We start from the raw sequence: 15,486 nt of genomic DNA on the forward strand, positions 1-15,486 counted from the left end.
GTCTCCTCGTGGTCGGATCGTCGGATGCCGTCAGCGGGCGGATCGTCGGTTCGGATGCCGTCAGCGGGCGGATCGTGCGGCGAAGGCGGCGACGCGGGCACGGGCATCCGGTGTCTCGAAGGCAGCCGCGATGGTGCGGGCCTCGTCGTCGAGCCCGTCGCGGTAGCTGCGGGCGACGGACCCACGCACGAGGCGCTTCGCCTGCCCGTATGCGCCCGCAGCGCCGGTGAGCCAGTGGTCGGCGATCGCCCGGGCGCGCTCGTGCAGCAGGTCGTCCGGAACCACCTCGGCCACGAGTCCCCATTCGAGTCCCTCGACGGCGGTGAGGGAGCGGTCGGTGAGCAGAAGCTGCAGGGCCCTGCGTACGCCGACCGCCTGCGGCAGCAGCGTGCTGACGCCGCAGTCCGGGGTGAGGCCGATGTCGGCGTACTTCGAGACGAAGAACGCGGCCTCGCCGGCGACCACGTAGTCGGCGACGAGCATGAAGCCAAGGCCGCCTCCCGCTACGGCGCCCTGAACGGCCGCGACGATCGGCTTGGCCGCCTCGTTGAAGATGCGGTGACCCTCGTGGATGACGTCGGCCAGACCCGCGACGACCTCCCCGTCGCCTCCGGTCGCTGCCATCGCCGCCACGTCGCCGCCTGCGCAGAACGCGGGGCCCGCCGCGTCGAAGAGCACGGCCCGGATGTCGTCGCGCTCGGCGACCTCCCGTGCCAGGTCGCGCCACCGGTACGCCGCTTCACCGTCGATGGCGTTCAACCGGTCCGGGCGATTCAGGGTGAGGTGCGCCAGACCGTCGGTGACGTCGAACAGGATCGTGTCGCTCATAATCGTGCAACCTACTCCGCTCTGGATGCCCGCCCCGAGTCGCTGCACGCGGGCCACAGTCGCGAGTGCGCGGCGCGGTTGCGGTGTTGTAGGCATCCGTCAGCGCGGCGTTCTGCGGCGGCCGGGGAATGAGGAGCAGCATCACGACACCCCAAATCGGCCCGGGATGTCGTGCTCGTCACGACACCCCCAATTCGGCCCGGGGTGTCGTGCTCGTCACGACACTCCCAATTGAGTCACGACACTCCCAATTGAGCAGAGAGCACGAACACCGCTGCGCCGAGCAGCACGAGGTCGTGGCTGTCGTCGGCGATGCTCATGCGCGTTCCGCCACCCACCGTCGACAGAGTTCTCGCACGCACGACGTCGAGCGCGGAATCCAGAAGCGGACCCTCGATGAGGTCCCTCGGGCCGGCGAGCACGACGTCGTCGAGACCCAGTGCGGCCACGATCGGCGCGAGAGCCAGCCCGAGCGAGCGGCCGGCATCCGACAGCACGGTCTCGCGTGCGCCGGGACCTGCCGCACGCAGGCGTGCACGCAGGTGAGGGACCGCGACGATCTGCTCGAGGCATCCGCGCCGTCCGCAGGCGCAGAGCTCGCCGTCTTCGTCGACGACGAGGTGGCCGATCTCGCCCGCGTTGCCGTTGCTGCCCTCGACGAGCATGTCGCCGATCACGAGCGCTGCCCCGACGCCGTGCTCGATCTCGACGAGCATGAAGCTCGGCGCCGCCTCGCGGAACGTGTTGATGGCCAGCGCCGCCGCGTTCGCATCGTTGCCCACGTGCACAGGCACTGCGAACTCGGCGCGAAATGCGCCGGCGAGGTCGAGGCCGGTCCAGTCGAGGTTCGGCGCCGACAGCACGACTCCGGCAGGGCCCACCACGCCGGGTGTGCCGATTCCGATTCCGAGCAACCGCACCGTGGATCGCTTGACGAGATCGCGGGCGAGAGCGACGGCCTTGGTGAGCGCGTCTTCTCCGGAAGCATTGTCGAGCGGAATGTCGGCCCGATGGACGACCTCGCCTCCGATCGACACGATCGCGCCGACGAATCGGTCAGCGGCGGAGAGATCGAGGCTCGCCACATGGTATGCGTTCTCGTTCAGGCCGATGAGCTGTGCCGGCTTGCCCACGCGGGCGTCGGTACGAGGGCCGAGCTCGCTGATGAGCCCCTCGGATGCCAGCTCGCTGACCAGATCGGAGACGGTCACGCGAGTGAGTCCCGACGCGCGCGCGAGGTCGGCACGGCTCATGGCGCCGTCGTGCAGCAGGGTCTGCAGCAGCAGCGACCGATTGTGCTGGCGGTTGTGCTCGGGAAGCGCCTTCGAGGTCACCCGCAGTTGCGCCATGTTCGCCTCCAACAGGTGTCTCGGTCGCCCGGAACCGTGCCACCCCTATTAGTGAACTGTGCTTACAAACTGCATGTCAAGTCACCTGGCTTGCCCGGGCACGCCTTCGTAAGCTTTACTAACAAACATGTCCGACCCAGAGGTGTCTCCCGATTTCGCCGAGCCGCTGATCGACATGACGGATGCGGATGCCCGTGCCCGCGCCATCGCGGCCACTCTGCTCCCCGGATTCAGCGGCATCCGCCTGCCCGGCGCGTTGCGCGATCGACTGGCCGACGGGCTGGGCGGAGTATGCGTGTTCGGGCCCAACATCGTGTCGGAGCAGCAGCTGCGCGAACTGAACGACGACATCCTCTCCGTTGCACCGCACGCGGTGATCGCGATCGACGAGGAGGGCGGAGACGTCACGCGCCTGAACTACGCGCACGGCTCGCCGTACCCCGGCAACGCCGTGCTGGGCAGACTCGACGACGTCTCGCTCACCGAGCGTGTCGGCCACGATGTGGGCGTGGCGCTCCGACGCACGGGATGCACGCTGGACTTCGCGCCGGTGATCGACGTCAACTCGAACCCGGACAATCCGGTGATCGGTGTGCGCAGTTTCGGCGCCGAGGCCGAGCTGGTCGCACGGCACGGGGTCGCCTGGATCACCGGCATCCAGTCCACCGGTGTCGCGGCGTGCGCGAAGCACTTTCCGGGCCACGGCGACACGGCACTCGACTCCCACCTGGCGCTCCCCGTGATCGATCGCTCGCTGAGCGAGCTGCGCGAGCGCGAACTGGTGCCGTTCCGGGCCGCGGTCGACGCCGGTGTGCTCAGCATCATGACGTCGCACATCGTGCTTCCGCAGGTGGATGCCGGCACACCGGCGACGTTCTCGTCGCGCATTCTGCAGGGTCTGCTGCGCGACGAGCTCGGCTTCGAGGGCGTGATCGCCACCGACGCGCTCGACATGAAGGGCGCGAGCGGTGACATCGGAATCCCCGAGGCGGCGGTGCGCGCACTTGCCGCAGGCTGTGACCTGCTCTGCCTCGGCACCGACACGAGCGACGAACTGCTGAGCGAGATCATCCACGCCGTGGGCGAGGCCATCGACGCGGGACAGTTGAGCGTCGAGCGCGTGGCGGATGCCGCACACCGGGTGCGCGCGCTGGGGCGGCGGCTCGAGGCGCTACGGGCGGGAATCCCGCAGCCGGGTGGCGACGATTCCGGCGTAGCCGTCACGCCGGACCGTGCCATGGACGCTTTCGAGGTGCAACCCGGTGCACTGGATGCGCTGCGGGACGCGCGCGGACCATTCGCCGTCGTTCGTCTGGAGACCGAGGCGAACATCGCCGTCGGTGTCGCGCCCTGGGGTCCGTTCGCGCAGGTCGTCGCGGAGCCGCAATCCGCGGACTCCGTGGAGTGGGCCGGGCACCCGGAGTTCATCGTCTCCGAGTCCGATGCGGCCCGCGGTGAGCTCGACCACCGCATCGCCCAGGTGCTGGCTGCGGTGCCTGCGGAGCGCGGGGTCGTCGTGATCGGCAAGGCCGTGCACAGGCATCCGTTCGCACGGGCGACCGTGGACGCGTTGCGATCGGCTCGCACGACCCTCGTGGTCGACCTGGGCTGGCCCTCGGACGACCGGGCATATGCCGACATCGCGACGTTCGGAGCGTCTCGGCTGATCGGCCGGGCGCTGATGTCGCTGCTGAATCCGCCCTCGGGCCCGGAGAACCGGCGATGAGGGTCGGCCTCGACATCGGCGGCACCAAGATCGACGCCGTCGTACTCGACGACGACCTCACGGCGGCGGCGAACGTGCGCATTCCGAGCGGGCGCGGAGCAGACGGCGTGCTGGCATCCGCCGAGCGAGCGGTGCGTGAGGTGCTGACGACCTACGGCGCGTCGTTGGTGGAGGTGAGCTCCGTCGGCGTCGGCATTCCCGGCATGGTGGATGCCTCGACCGGCGAAGTGCGCCACGCCGTGAACCTCGACGTCGAGCACCTCGCGCTCTCCGACGAGCTCGCCGCCCGCATCGGTGCACCGGTTCGCGTGGAGAACGACGTGAAGGCGGCCACGCTCGGCGCCTATCACCTGCTCGGGCTGCGGGGGTCGGCCGCGCTGCTCAACCTCGGCACCGGGCTCGCGGCCGGCATCGTCGTCGATGGATGCCTGTGGCGCGGCGCGGAGGGCGGCGCCGGCGAGATCGGTCACATCCCGCTCGTGCCGGGAGGCGTGCTCTGCAGCTGCGGCCAGCGCGGATGCCTGGAGACCGTCGCCAGCGGATCCGCGGTCGCCCGCCTATGGCCCAGCGAGACCGAACCGGCCGCCGTCGCCCTGTTCGACGCTGCGGATGCCGGCGACCCGCGCGCGCAGCAAGTGCGGCGCGCGCTCGCGGAGGGTGTGGCATCCGCGGTGCGTGTTCTCGCGCTCACGGTCGATGTCGGCGCCGTCATCCTCGCCGGCGGGCTGAGCAACCTCGGCGACAGGCTGCTCGAGCCGGTGCGTGACGCGCTGCACGAGTGGGGCGGGGAGTCGCCGTTCCTCGCGTCGCTCCGGCTTGCGGAGCGAGTGCGCATACTGCCATCGCGGCTGCCGGCCGCGGCCGTCGGCGCAGCACTGGTGGGAGGGTCCGCTCCCGTCGCGCGGGTAGAGCAGACTGGTACCGAGTCTCGAGAGCTTCTGGAGGGGCATCCGTGGAAGTCGTGATCAAGCAGACCGCCGATGAGGTGGGTGTGCTCGCCGCCGATCTGATCGAGCGGGTCGTGGAGTCGAAGCCGCGCGCGGTGATCGGACTGGCGACCGGATCGTCGCCGCTGGCGATCTACGCCAGCCTCGCGCAGCGAGTCGATGCCGGCACTCTCGACTTCACCGGTGTGCGCGGGTTCGCGCTCGACGAGTACGTCGGCATTCCCGAGGACCATCCGCAGAGCTACGCGTCCGTGATCCGCACGGAGGTGGTCGAACCGTTGCACATGGATCCGACTCTGGTGCAGGTGCCCGACGGCCGGTCGGTCGACATCGAGGTGGCGTGCCGCGACTACGAGCAGGCGATCGCGGATGCCGGCGGCATCGACATCCAGATCCTCGGCATCGGTGGCAACGGGCACATCGGCTTCAACGAGCCGTCGTCGTCGTTCCGTTCGCGCACCCGCATCAAGACGCTGGCGCCGAAGACGCGCGCGGACAACGCCCGCTTCTTCGACTCGCTCGAGCAGGTGCCGACGCACTGCGTCACGCAGGGGCTCGGCACGATCATGGATGCCCGAAGGCTCGTTCTCGTCGCACAGGGGGAGGGCAAGGCGGATGCCATCGCCGCCGCGGTCGAGGGGCCGGTGTCGAGCGTGTGCCCGGCATCCATCCTGCAGTTCCACGAGCACGCGACGGTGATCGTGGACGAGGCCGCCGCGAGCAAGCTGCACCTGGCGGACTACTACAAGTACACGTACGACAACAAGCCGGCGTGGCAGCTCTAGGCCTGCGTCCCAGAGCTGCCAGGCCGGCTTCCAGACTGTGCTGGTCGGCACGCCGCTGATCGCGGCGTGCGCCTGGCAGTTCTGGCGCCGCGCCCAGCACCTCCGCCACCGCCACCGTGAGTTCATGGCGAATTGCCGTCCCAGATGGTCGCTTTACGCGGTAATGACGGCAACTTCGGCCTGGAATTCGTGCGCCTAAGGGTCAGCACGCAGGATTACCGTTCCGGGTTGTCGCTTCAGGCACGAATAACGGCAGACACGGACGGCAATTCTGGGTGCGCTCGTGTTCCGTACGCTCGGTATCAGTGTGCGGTGTGCGAAGGTCAGGGATGCCAGCCGCCACGGATAAGCGCAGCGCGCACCCGGTCGACCGCCGGTCTCGTCGATGGATAGACGCTCGCGGCGGTGAGGCGCTCGACATGCCAACCGGCCTCGAAACACGCCGCGTGCTTGTCGATGTCGCGCTGCCATTGTTTGCGATCGGTGCGATGATGGTCGCCTTCATACTCGACGAGCAGGTGGAACTTGGGATATGCGAACTCAGTGAACCCGATAGGCGTGCCGTCTTCGGCGTACACGTCGTAATCGAGTTCCGGTTCAGGCAGTCCCGCACGACTAAAGGCGAGACGCGTCCTCGTTTCAGCGGCCGAGGAGCTGCCGACTCGTATCAATGCCAATGCCGCCGCCAGCTTGTCCGCATGCCGCCGGTACGGTGCGTTCGCAGCTCGGACGAGCTCGTCGATCGTGGCGAGCGCGTCGGACTCCGTGCCGCGCACCATGCCCTGTCGGCGCGGAATCCGCACGATGGCGTCGCCGAACTCGATCAGTTCGTCCAGGGTGAGCTCACCCGCGAGCATCGCCCAGGTAGATGCCGGGCTCGACACCCGGAGATCGTCTGCAACACGAACAGTCGTCAACCGCCCTGAGAACTCTCTTCCGCGGGTTCCAGCCGCTTTCGGAGCGCGTCGTGGCGCTATGACGCCCACGTCGATTCCGCGTGGGGGAACCGGCCGTCCGTCCCTGTGTGTGGTCTTCAGCGTCGCTCGCAGCAGGCGAAGCGGTACAGGGAGCTTCCACAACACGGCAGCGGTCACATGGCAGAAGAACCAATCGGGTGGGGCGACCTGTGCCAGGGCGTACGCGAGACTGACGATCTCGGCGGTGAGGTGTCGTGCTTCTGCGGCCTGGGGACTCTCATCGTGCGGACTGGGCGCGGCATCCGACTCGCCTCCGGTCTTCGCCGCAAGCATTCTTGCGCCATAGAAGGGGGTGGCCAGGTCGGTGTGGCGAAGTCTTCGGTACGAGACGTCGGCGTCTCGAGCCGCTCGAACGGAGAAGCTGTTGCCGAGCTGGACCGGCAGGAGTTTCGGTGGACGAGGCATTCCACGATGGTGTCGTCTCGCCGATCCGGCAGGTCTCTCTGGGGCACCGGAGTGCATAACTCAATGCTCGGGGGCGCTGTGGACTGGTAGTCATCCTGCGGTGAATACCAGTCCGAACCTGTCATCAACGGCCGGCACAGTGACAAATTCGGACGGTGAATCGAGGATGAGGAAGCGCGCGCGGTGGGGGTGAGTATTGCCGCAAGCGCGCTCGGCTGAGGTGAGCCTTGCGGGAAGCGTGTGGGCTCGGGGGAGGTGGATCGTGCAGGAGGGGGCAGGGCTCAGGTCAGCGGCGCGCCGGCGGCCCAGACGCGCTGCACGGACCACTCGTGGTCGAGCAGCACCGCGTCGGCCAGGTAGCCGGCCGCGAGGCGACCCAGTTCGTGCTCGCGGCCGAGCATGCGGGCCGGCGTCAGCGTCAGCGCCTCGACGGCCGCAGCAGGCGCGACGCGTGCGCGCTCCACAGCGATCTTCAGCGCTGTGTCCTGCGTCAGGGTTGACCCCGCAATGCTCGATCCGTCCGCCAGCATGGCCTGGCCGTTCACGACGTTCACAGTGAGCGATCCGAGCTGGTAGACGCCATCGGCGGAGCCGGCCGCGGCCATGGCATCCGTGATGAGCGCTATACGATGCGGAGCCTGCACGAACGCGAGGTGGGCGACATCCGGATGCACGTGAAAACCGTCGAGGATCAGTTCGAGCGTGACGCGCGGGTCGTCCATCGCGGCCACGATCGGTCCTGGCGCACGGTGGTGGATGCCCGGCATCGCATTGAACGCGTGCGTGAGCACGCGCGCACCGGCATCGAACGCCCGCCCGGCCTGCTCCTCGGTCGCGTTCGTGTGTCCGACGGCGACCACGACACCCGCCTCGACGAGCACGTCGATCGCCTCCATCGCCCCCGGCAGTTCCGGCGCTATCGTGATCTGCCGTAGCGTGTCCCTGGCCGCGGCGATGAGCAGTTCGACCGCCTCGAGGTCGTCGGGCGTGATGAGGAAGTCTGGATTGTGGGCACCCCGTTTGCCAGGGTTGAGGAACGGACCCTCGAGGTGCGAGCCCAGCACGAGCGGGTCGGAGTCGGCCAGGTCGGCGATGAGCCGCAGGCTCTCACACAGCTGCGGAACCGGGTTGGCGACGAGACTCAGCACGGAGCGCGTCGTACCGTGCTTGCGATGCGTGCGTAGCGCGGTGCGCAGGTCGTCGAGGTCGCCCTCGTATGCGCATCCGCCAGCGCCGTGGGAGTGAACGTCGATGAAGCCGGGCGTGAGCCAGCGGCCACGGGCATCCGTCACCGCATCCGCGCCGGCGGCGTAAGCCCGCCAGCCCGTGCCGTTGCCGGTGTCGACGATGCGGTCGCCCGAAGCGGCCAGCCAGAAGTCGTCGACCTGGCCGTCGACATCCAGCTTGCGAGCGCTGTGGATGACCAGCGCGGCGGCAGAACCTGCTGAGACGCTCGTGAACTCGCTCACGAGAGTTCCCGTCGCCCGCTGACGATGCCGCTCAGCAGGGCGACGAGCGCGAAGACGACGGCGACGACGGGTTGGCCCAGATCCCACCAGGCGAACGCTGCCGCCGTCATGACGATGATCTCGATGATCGCCTTGCCGAACGTGTCGATGCGGATGACCGCCTTCGGCGACCGGAAAAGGGCCCAGAGCACGATCGCGAACAGCGGTGCGACGATGCCGACGACGATGTTCCAGGGCAACGGCCACGCGATGAAGCCCCAGACCGCCAGGCTCACGAACGCGAAGAGTTCGATGACGAAACGGAGAACGTCCCATGGCCCGATCTGAGGCTGGGCGGGGGCGTGCGGATGCTCGGAATTCTGGGCAGACATCGTCTCCATCTTAAGCGGCCGCGTTGGTCGCTTAAGTGGCCGCGCTGGTCGGCCACGCGCGAGACTGCACGTACACCCCGAGAGTGTGGGTATTTCCCGATGTTTCGGGGTGGGTGTGCAGTCTCGCGAGAAAGGAACGCCGGGCCGCCGACGCGGCGACGGTCAGCGGAAGATGATCGTGCGGGCCCCGTCGAGCAGGATGCGATTCTCCGCGAACCACTTGACCGCCTGCGTCAGCGTGCGGCTCTCCTCGTCTTGACCGATGGCGACCAGCTGCGACGGCGACTGGGTGTGGTCGACCCGCACCACGTTCTGCTCGATGATCGGGCCTTCGTCGAGATCACTCGTGACGAAGTGCGCTGTGGCGCCGATGAGCTTCACGCCGCGGGCGTGTGCCTGCTTGTACGGATTCGCACCCTTGAAGCCCGGCAGGAACGAGTGGTGGATGTTGATGCAGCGCCCCGCCAGTGCGTCGCACAGCTGCGGAGACAGGATCTGCATATACCTCGCGAGCACGACGAGCTCGATGTCGTGCCGCTCCACCTCCTCGAGAACGCGAGTCTCGAAGGCGGCCTTGCTGGCGGCATCCGTCACGGCGAGCGCGTCGAACGGCACCCCATAGAAACCGGCGAGATCGCGCAGGGTGCCGTGATTGGAGAGCACCAGGGGGATGTCAACGGGCAGCTGCCCTGCGCGCTGCCGGAACAGAAGGTCGTTCAGGCAGTGCGCGGCCGTCGAGACGAGCACGAGAGTGCGCAGCGGCCTGCCGACAGTGTCGAGCGTGTACGTCATGTCGTAGCGCTCGGTGACCGGGCTCAGCGCCGCCTCGAACTCGGCACGATCGGCCGGCGACTGGATCTGCAGCCGCATGAAGAACCGGCCGGTGTCGGCGCTGGAGAACTGCTGGCTCTCGGTGATGTTGCCGCGCGCCTGCACGACCGCGCCGCTGACCGCGTGCACGATGCCGGGCCTGTCCGCGCAGTTCAGCGTCAGCACCCAGTGCTGTAGGGCATCCATCCCATCAGGGTAGGGCACCCGCGAGAACACGCGGATCGAATCGATTAGAGTGATCGCGGCTGCACCGCTCGACACGCTCAATCGGCGCGGCGATCCGAGCACGCGTGGCTCGCGTTCGCGCTCCCATGAGCTGTGCGAAGGGCTGCAAGCCCGATACGAAGGGCGGCAAGCCCGGTAAGCGAGCAACGCGAGGAGGAGACGGCGATGTCGCAGACGCACGAGCCAGGCACCGCGCGTTTTCCGTGGGCCGGGATGATCGCGCTCGCCGCGGCAGCGTTCCTCGCCGTCACGAGCGAGACACTGCCGACGGGACTGCTCCCCGAACTGGCATCCGGTCTGCACGTCTCGACCCCGCAGGCCGGACTGCTCGTTTCGGTGTACGCGTTCACCGTGGTGGTGGCCGCGACGCCGGTGACGGCGCTGACCCGGCGCATCCCGCGGCGCGCGCTCGTCGTCAGCGTCATCATCGTGATCGGCCTCAGCTCGTTGCTGCTGGCGATCGCGCCGAACTACGCCGTGGCAGTCATCGCCCGCATCGCCGGCGGTGTGGCGCACGGCGTCTTCTGGGCCGTCACCGGCGCGTACGCCGGCCACATCGTGCCGTCGCACCAACTCGCGAGGGCCGTCTCGATCACGTCGGGAGGTGTCTCGCTCGCGCTCATCCTCGGATCCCCGCTGGCGACGGTCCTCGGGCACGCGGCCGGATGGCGCGTCGCGTTCGCGGTGGTCGGATGCCTGCTCGTCGTCGGCTCGCTCGTGGTCGGCACCATGCTGCCGCGGGCGAGCGTGCCGGCCGTCGGAACCGCGACGGCGGGCATCCCGACGCTCACCGGCGGAGTGTCGACGGTGACGGCGCCGGTCGCGGCGGTAGCGCGCACGAAGCGACGTGGGCGGGAACGCGATGCGAGCATCCGGCCCGTGATCGTCATCTGCGTTCTTACCGGAACCATCGTGCTCGGCAGCATGACCCTGAACGCCTACGTCGCACCGTTCGTGTCCGATGCCATGGGTCTCGGCATCGGAGCCGTCGGTCCGCTGCTCTTCGTGGGCGGCATGATGGGCGCCGTCGCGACCGTGCTGGTCGGTGTGTGGCTGGGCCGTCATCCGGGGCGCACCATCGCCGTGGCGCTGACGCTCACGACCATTGGTGTGGCGGTTCTCGCCGTGGTTCCCGGTGTCACGCCTGTGGCGCTCGGGGCGTTCGCGCTGTGGACACTCGCGTTCGGATGCCTGCCACCGCTTCTGCAGACCAGGTTGCTGCAGGCAGCGTCGGCGCGATTCCGCGACACGGCGAGCGCTCTGTATACGACCGCGTTCAATGTGGGGATCGGCGGCGGCGCCGTCGTCGGGGGCGCGATCTACGCGGTGTGGGGGATCGGGGCGGTGCCGTGGGCGGCCTTGATCGTGCTGGTGATCTCGGTGGTCATGCTCGTGGTGGCGAGTCGGGTGCGGTCGGTGTCAGGCGGTGCTGTCCGTACCGACGTCGACGCTGACGTGCGTGCTGGGACCGAAGCGGCCTGAGCCGTCGGCATACCGCACCGCGATCTGGTGGGTGCCGGAGGAGAGGAACAACCGCTCCGACAGGTCCCAGACCGGTGCTGACCACTCGCCCTTCGAGTCGAGCGTGACGAACCCCTCCGATTCGCCGTCGATGAAGACCTCGACCTGAGCACCCGCCTGGCCGTGCACCTCCAGATCAATGAAGCACCCACCGAACACGCTGTCGACGAGCAGCTCGGGCCCGGTCAGTGAAAAGCGCGCGGACGCGCTGGGTGAGGTCACACCTCCGACGGACTGGGTCACCGTGATTTCGCCCGAGACACCGGAGGGAGAGGACGTCGTGGTCGGTGCATCACCGGGGGAAGGCGACGGTGAGGGAGTAGGAGTCGCGGCGGCGAGCGGCTGCGCAAGCGACGCCATGATCGCGTTCGCCGGGGCTCGGCCGGACCTGAACGCTGCAGGTGCGTTCGAGGTCGTGGTTGGAGCGGACACCTGCGCCTTCCAGTTGCCCGACGAGTCGGCGGTGACGCTGGTAGGCGTTCCGCCTGCAGTGACCGTCACCGTCGCGCCCGGTGTCGCCGTGCCGGAGACGAGCGGGTAGTAAAGATTGCCGCCCGTGTCGACCGTGCCGATCGTCGGCGCCGCCGGCGGCGCCGGCTGGCTCGGCCCGACCGGGGTCGTAGGCCCGGTCGGCGCTACCGGCGTGCTCGGGACGGAAGATGCGTCGGCCGTGCCCGAAGGCGAGGAATCCAACGGCGACGGGTCCGCGGGCGCAGGAACATCAGAGGGAGACGGCGCCGGGGAGGCGGGCGGACTCGAGGCGTTGCTCGAAGGAGCGCTCGACGACGAACCGGACTGTGACGACCAGGGCCCGTGCGCGACGACCGCGGGCGAGGCATCCGTTCCGTTTCCCGGTGACGTCGCGATGAGCACGCCGGCCACGGCCGCGCCGACGACCACGACGGATGCCGCCGTACCCACGATCACGCCCGTCGCGCCGCTGAAGAATCCGCCGATGCCGGCGGAGGATCCCGCGCTGCCTCCGGACGCGGCACCCGTTCCCACGACTGCAGCGCCGGTGACGGATCCGACCGCGACGCCGGTCTTGAGCGTGGCGGCGTAGACCGTAGCCGCTCCCGTGCCGAGGATCAGCGGAAGCAGCACCAGCGCGAGCCGCGAGCCGGCCTCCTCGGCTTCGGCGGCCGCCATCGTGCACAGCTCGCACGTCTGCAGGTGCGCATCCACCCGGGCGTTGTCGCGTTTTCCGAGCCGTCCGCGCGAGTGCGCAGCAAGGTGCTCGATGGTCCAGGCGCACTCCGGCTCGAGATCGGCTGACGTCAGGTGCGCACGGATCCACGCCTGCCGCAGCCCCTCGCGCGCCCGGTAGCAGAGGGCGGCGGCGGCCTGCGCGCTGAGTCCGACGATGGGCGCGAGCTCGGCCGGTTGCATGCCCTCGACCTCGCTGTACCAGAGCGCCTCCTGCCAGCGAGGCGGCAGCGAACGGAACGCCTGCGCCGTCAGCGAGCGATCGAGGACGACCAGCGAGTGATCCTCCTGCACCGCGAGCGTGTCGAGCTCCTCGGGCTCCAGCGGCAGGGCATCCTTACCCGCGCGCCCCCACGAGGCGGCGATGTTCCGCACCGTCGTGAAGAGATACGGGCGGAACGCGTTCGTCGGCCCGTTGCCCGCCTTCAGAGCCTGCAGGATGCGCGCGTACGCCTCCGAGACGAGATCGTCCGGCTCGTAGCTGCTCGTGACGGAACGGGCGACGGATGCCGCCGCCGACGCGTGCCTGCGGAAGAGCGTCGCGTAGGCGTCCGTGTCGCCCTTGCGGGTCAGGCGTACCAGTTCGGCGTCGCCTGCACGCTCGAGTCTGCGCGGTGAGTGATGCGCTGACATCCAGGTCGCCTGTCGCCTTTCACGCCTCACGGCGCCGGTACGGTCTCTTGAGGATCGTCGATGGCGCAGGCGCCACCGTTCGGGTCTCTCGATTCTCCGTTGACTGACCTGTATACGCAATTCGCGTCACGAGCGCGGCGCGGCTCCGACGCGGCCGCTGTGCCGATTCAGGGAGGCGTGATCCGACCGGGCGAGGGCCGCCTTCGATGGGCCCGGGTCAGACCTCGCCGCCGTCGCCGAGGTAGGCCATGGTGGCAGCGATGAGCGCGCAGGTGCCGGTCTTCAGCGTGGGTTGCATGACGGGCAGGAACATCGGCGAGTGGTTGACCGGGATGTCCTCGAGCACTCTCCCGGCCGATACCGCGGCATCCCACTCCGTCTCGTCGATACCGCCGATGCCCCAGTAGGAATAGGGGATACCGAGCGCGTTCGGCAGGTCGCTGAAGTCCTCACTGGCGGTCTGCTGATCCAGTGTGCCGGCGGCGTCGCCGAAGCAGGCACGGAAGGCGTCAGCGACACGGTCGGTCGTCGCCGGGTCGTTCTGCGTGAGGGGGAAGGCGCCGAAGCGCTCGATCAGCGGCTCGCGAGGGCATCCGCTCGCCTCGCATTCCGCTGTCACAATGCGCTGGATGCTCTCCAGCAGACGCGCCATCGTGTCGTCCGAGTAGGCGCGCACATTCAACTCGAGCACGGCGGTGTCGGGAATGATGTTGCTCTTCGTGCCGGCGCGAAGGCTTCCGACCGTGACCACGGCCGGGTCGGTGGGTGCCGTCTCGCGGGAGACGACCACCTGCAGGCGTACGACGATCATTGCCGCCAGAACCACGGGGTCGATCGTGTTCTGCGGCATCGAGCCGTGGCCGCCGCGGCCGTAGACGGTGACGCGCAGGCTCTGCGCCGTGGACAGCACGGCACCCTTACGCACTCCCACGTGTCCTGACGGACCGGGCAGCACATGCTGGGCGAGCGCCACGTCGGGGCGCGGGATGCGGTCGAACAGGCCGTCATCGACCATTCCGCGCGCTCCGTCGCCGGTCTCTTCGGCGGGTTGGAAGAGGGCGACCAGGGTGCCGTGCCAGAGATTCTTCTGCGCGGCTAGCAGTTGAGCCGCTGCCATGAGGCAGGCGACGTGCACGTCATGGCCGCACGCATGCATCACGGGCACGAGCTCGCCCGCGGCATCCGCGGCGGTCGCCGTACTCGCGTACTCGGCACCGGTGTCCTCCTTCACCGGAAGGGCGTCCATGTCGGCACGCAGCAGCACGGTCGGGCCCGCTGCGCTCTTCAGAATGCCGACGACGCCGGTGCCGCCGACGCCATCGACCACCTCGAATCCCCACGAGCGCAATCCCTCTGCGACCTTCGCCGCCGTGCGGGTCTCCTGGTGAGACAGCTCGGGATGCTCGTGCAGGTCCCGGTAGAAGGCCTCCTGATCCGCGCGTACCGCCTCATAGCCCGCCAGGATGCTTTGCGTCCCGTTCATCTCGATGCCTCCCGTACTCCTCGGCGATCGTTGTCGCGTTCAGTCTGCGCCACGGGGAATCCCCGCACTACGACGACTGCTCCGGCGGCCGGTACCGCCGGTCTGCGACGGCACGCGGGATGTGCCAGTGGAAGCGCAACGAGAGAACGCGCAATGCGAAGACGATCGCCGCTACGGCGACGGATATGCCTGCGTTGTACCAGTGCACCTGCCAGAGCACGGCGATCAGCGCCGCGCCCAGCATCGCGGGCACTGCATAGATGTCGTGCGGGTTGAAGAGCTGAGGCACCCGGTTGGCGACGACATCCCGCAGCAGGCCCCCGCCGACGGCGGTGGTCACGCCGAGTGCGGCGGCCGCCACCGGGTTGAGGCCCGCGTGCAGCGCTTTCACCGTGCCCGTCGTGCAGAACAACGCGAGGCCTCCGGCGTCGAAGATCAGCAGCGTGCGGGGAAAACGCTCGACGCCGTGCACCATCGCGAACACCAGGATCATCGCGGCCAGCGGAGGGGCCAGGTAGATCGGCTGGGCGAACGCGGTGGGCGTCACCCCGATCACCAGGTCGCGGATGACGCCTCCGCCCAAGCCCGTCAGCGACCCCAGCAGTAGCGAACCCACGATGTCGAAGCCGCGTCTGGCGGCCAGCAGCGACCCGGAGATGGCGAAGAAGAACGTGCCGAGCAAGTCGAAGACCAGCGCCCAGTCCGCCATGAACCGCTCCTTCGCTTCGCC

The 15,486-nt window shown here is 68.8% G+C and carries 13 protein-coding genes; 4 read left to right on the plus strand and 9 right to left on the minus strand.

What is annotated here, in order from left to right:
* Positions 1–60: 60 nt before the first annotated feature.
* Together ACYVI5_RS01845 and ACYVI5_RS01850 are read right to left on the minus strand one after the other, a co-directional pair.
* The gene (locus tag ACYVI5_RS01845; RefSeq protein ID WP_460578746.1) at positions 61–828 is read right to left on the minus strand and encodes an enoyl-CoA hydratase/isomerase family protein; all 768 of its coding nucleotides are present in this window, start codon (positions 826–828) and stop codon (positions 61–63) included.
* 236 nt (positions 829–1,064) lie between these two features.
* Positions 1,065–2,177 (minus strand): ROK family transcriptional regulator, encoded by a 1,113-nt coding sequence (locus ACYVI5_RS01850; RefSeq protein WP_460532064.1) that lies wholly within the window; start codon positions 2,175–2,177, stop codon positions 1,065–1,067.
* Between the two features lie 127 nt (positions 2,178–2,304).
* Between ACYVI5_RS01850 and ACYVI5_RS01855 the strand changes: the two genes are divergently transcribed.
* Genes ACYVI5_RS01855 through nagB form a run of 3 tightly spaced genes read left to right on the plus strand, consistent with a single transcriptional unit; the run spans position 2,305 to position 5,635 of the window.
* The gene (locus ACYVI5_RS01855) at positions 2,305–3,903 is read left to right on the plus strand and encodes a glycoside hydrolase family 3 protein (protein WP_460578747.1); all 1,599 of its coding nucleotides are present in this window, start codon (positions 2,305–2,307) and stop codon (positions 3,901–3,903) included.
* The gene (locus ACYVI5_RS01860; protein WP_460578748.1) at positions 3,900–4,868 is read left to right on the plus strand and encodes an ROK family protein; all 969 of its coding nucleotides are present in this window, start codon (positions 3,900–3,902) and stop codon (positions 4,866–4,868) included. Before ACYVI5_RS01855 ends, ACYVI5_RS01860 begins: the two co-directional genes overlap by 4 nt.
* The gene (nagB, locus tag ACYVI5_RS01865; RefSeq protein ID WP_460578749.1) at positions 4,856–5,635 is read left to right on the plus strand and encodes a glucosamine-6-phosphate deaminase; all 780 of its coding nucleotides are present in this window, start codon (positions 4,856–4,858) and stop codon (positions 5,633–5,635) included. The genes ACYVI5_RS01860 and nagB overlap by 13 nt, the downstream gene beginning before the upstream one ends.
* A gap of 323 nt (positions 5,636–5,958) precedes the next feature.
* Here nagB and ACYVI5_RS01870 read toward each other — a convergent pair whose 3' ends face one another.
* The 4 genes from ACYVI5_RS01870 to purU form a co-directional block, all read right to left on the minus strand.
* Positions 5,959–7,017: a hypothetical protein gene (locus tag ACYVI5_RS01870; RefSeq protein ID WP_460578750.1), complete on the minus strand. Its 1,059-nt coding sequence runs from the start codon at positions 7,015–7,017 to the stop codon at positions 5,959–5,961.
* Positions 7,018–7,298: 281 nt separating this feature from the next.
* Positions 7,299–8,486: an N-acetylglucosamine-6-phosphate deacetylase gene (gene nagA, locus ACYVI5_RS01875; protein ID WP_460578751.1), complete on the minus strand. Its 1,188-nt coding sequence runs from the start codon at positions 8,484–8,486 to the stop codon at positions 7,299–7,301.
* Positions 8,483–8,857, minus strand: coding sequence for a YrdB family protein (locus ACYVI5_RS01880; protein WP_460532080.1), 375 nt, complete (start codon positions 8,855–8,857; stop codon positions 8,483–8,485). Before ACYVI5_RS01880 ends, nagA begins: the two co-directional genes overlap by 4 nt.
* Positions 8,858–9,019: 162 nt before the next feature.
* Positions 9,020–9,874, minus strand: coding sequence for a formyltetrahydrofolate deformylase (purU, locus tag ACYVI5_RS01885; RefSeq protein WP_460532083.1), 855 nt, complete (start codon positions 9,872–9,874; stop codon positions 9,020–9,022).
* Positions 9,875–10,078: 204 nt separating this feature from the next.
* Between purU and ACYVI5_RS01890 the strand changes: the two genes are divergently transcribed.
* On the plus strand, positions 10,079–11,395 hold the full coding sequence (locus ACYVI5_RS01890; protein WP_460578752.1) for an MFS transporter: 1,317 nt from the start codon (positions 10,079–10,081) through the stop codon (positions 11,393–11,395).
* Here the strand turns inward: ACYVI5_RS01890 and ACYVI5_RS01895 are convergent.
* The 3 genes from ACYVI5_RS01895 to ACYVI5_RS01905 all read right to left on the minus strand — a co-directional run bounded on the left by ACYVI5_RS01895 (position 11,333) and on the right by ACYVI5_RS01905 (position 15,465).
* Complete coding sequence (locus ACYVI5_RS01895) at positions 11,333–13,273, minus strand: sigma-70 family RNA polymerase sigma factor (RefSeq protein ID WP_460578753.1); 1,941 nt, start codon at positions 13,271–13,273, stop codon at positions 11,333–11,335. The genes ACYVI5_RS01890 and ACYVI5_RS01895 overlap by 63 nt on opposite strands.
* A gap of 217 nt (positions 13,274–13,490) precedes the next feature.
* Positions 13,491–14,756: a zinc-binding metallopeptidase family protein gene (locus ACYVI5_RS01900; RefSeq protein ID WP_460578754.1), complete on the minus strand. Its 1,266-nt coding sequence runs from the start codon at positions 14,754–14,756 to the stop codon at positions 13,491–13,493.
* A gap of 67 nt (positions 14,757–14,823) precedes the next feature.
* A complete protein-coding gene (locus ACYVI5_RS01905) occupies positions 14,824–15,465 on the minus strand; it encodes a trimeric intracellular cation channel family protein (RefSeq protein ID WP_460578755.1) in 642 nt (213 codons plus the stop codon).
* Positions 15,466–15,486: the final 21 nt, after the last annotated feature.

Source organism: Humibacter ginsengisoli (assembly GCF_054780095.1).

Bases quoted from the DNA above. Each gene is read 5' to 3' on its own strand.
- ACYVI5_RS01855 (WP_460578747.1), top strand. From the start codon at position 2,305: ATGTCCGACCCAGAGGTGTCTCCCGATTTCGCCGAGCCGCTGATCGAC.
- ACYVI5_RS01895 (WP_460578753.1), bottom strand. From the start codon at position 13,273: ATGTCAGCGCATCACTCACCGCGCAGACTCGAGCGTGCAGGCGACGCC.
- ACYVI5_RS01870 (WP_460578750.1), bottom strand. From the start codon at position 7,017: ATGCCTCGTCCACCGAAACTCCTGCCGGTCCAGCTCGGCAACAGCTTC.
- purU (WP_460532083.1), bottom strand. From the start codon at position 9,874: ATGGATGCCCTACAGCACTGGGTGCTGACGCTGAACTGCGCGGACAGG.
- ACYVI5_RS01845 (WP_460578746.1), bottom strand. From the start codon at position 828: ATGAGCGACACGATCCTGTTCGACGTCACCGACGGTCTGGCGCACCTC.
- ACYVI5_RS01860 (WP_460578748.1), top strand. From the start codon at position 3,900: ATGAGGGTCGGCCTCGACATCGGCGGCACCAAGATCGACGCCGTCGTA.
- ACYVI5_RS01890 (WP_460578752.1), top strand. From the start codon at position 10,079: ATGTCGCAGACGCACGAGCCAGGCACCGCGCGTTTTCCGTGGGCCGGG.
- ACYVI5_RS01905 (WP_460578755.1), bottom strand. From the start codon at position 15,465: ATGGCGGACTGGGCGCTGGTCTTCGACTTGCTCGGCACGTTCTTCTTC.
- ACYVI5_RS01880 (WP_460532080.1), bottom strand. From the start codon at position 8,857: ATGTCTGCCCAGAATTCCGAGCATCCGCACGCCCCCGCCCAGCCTCAG.
- ACYVI5_RS01900 (WP_460578754.1), bottom strand. From the start codon at position 14,756: ATGAACGGGACGCAAAGCATCCTGGCGGGCTATGAGGCGGTACGCGCG.
- ACYVI5_RS01850 (WP_460532064.1), bottom strand. From the start codon at position 2,177: ATGGCGCAACTGCGGGTGACCTCGAAGGCGCTTCCCGAGCACAACCGC.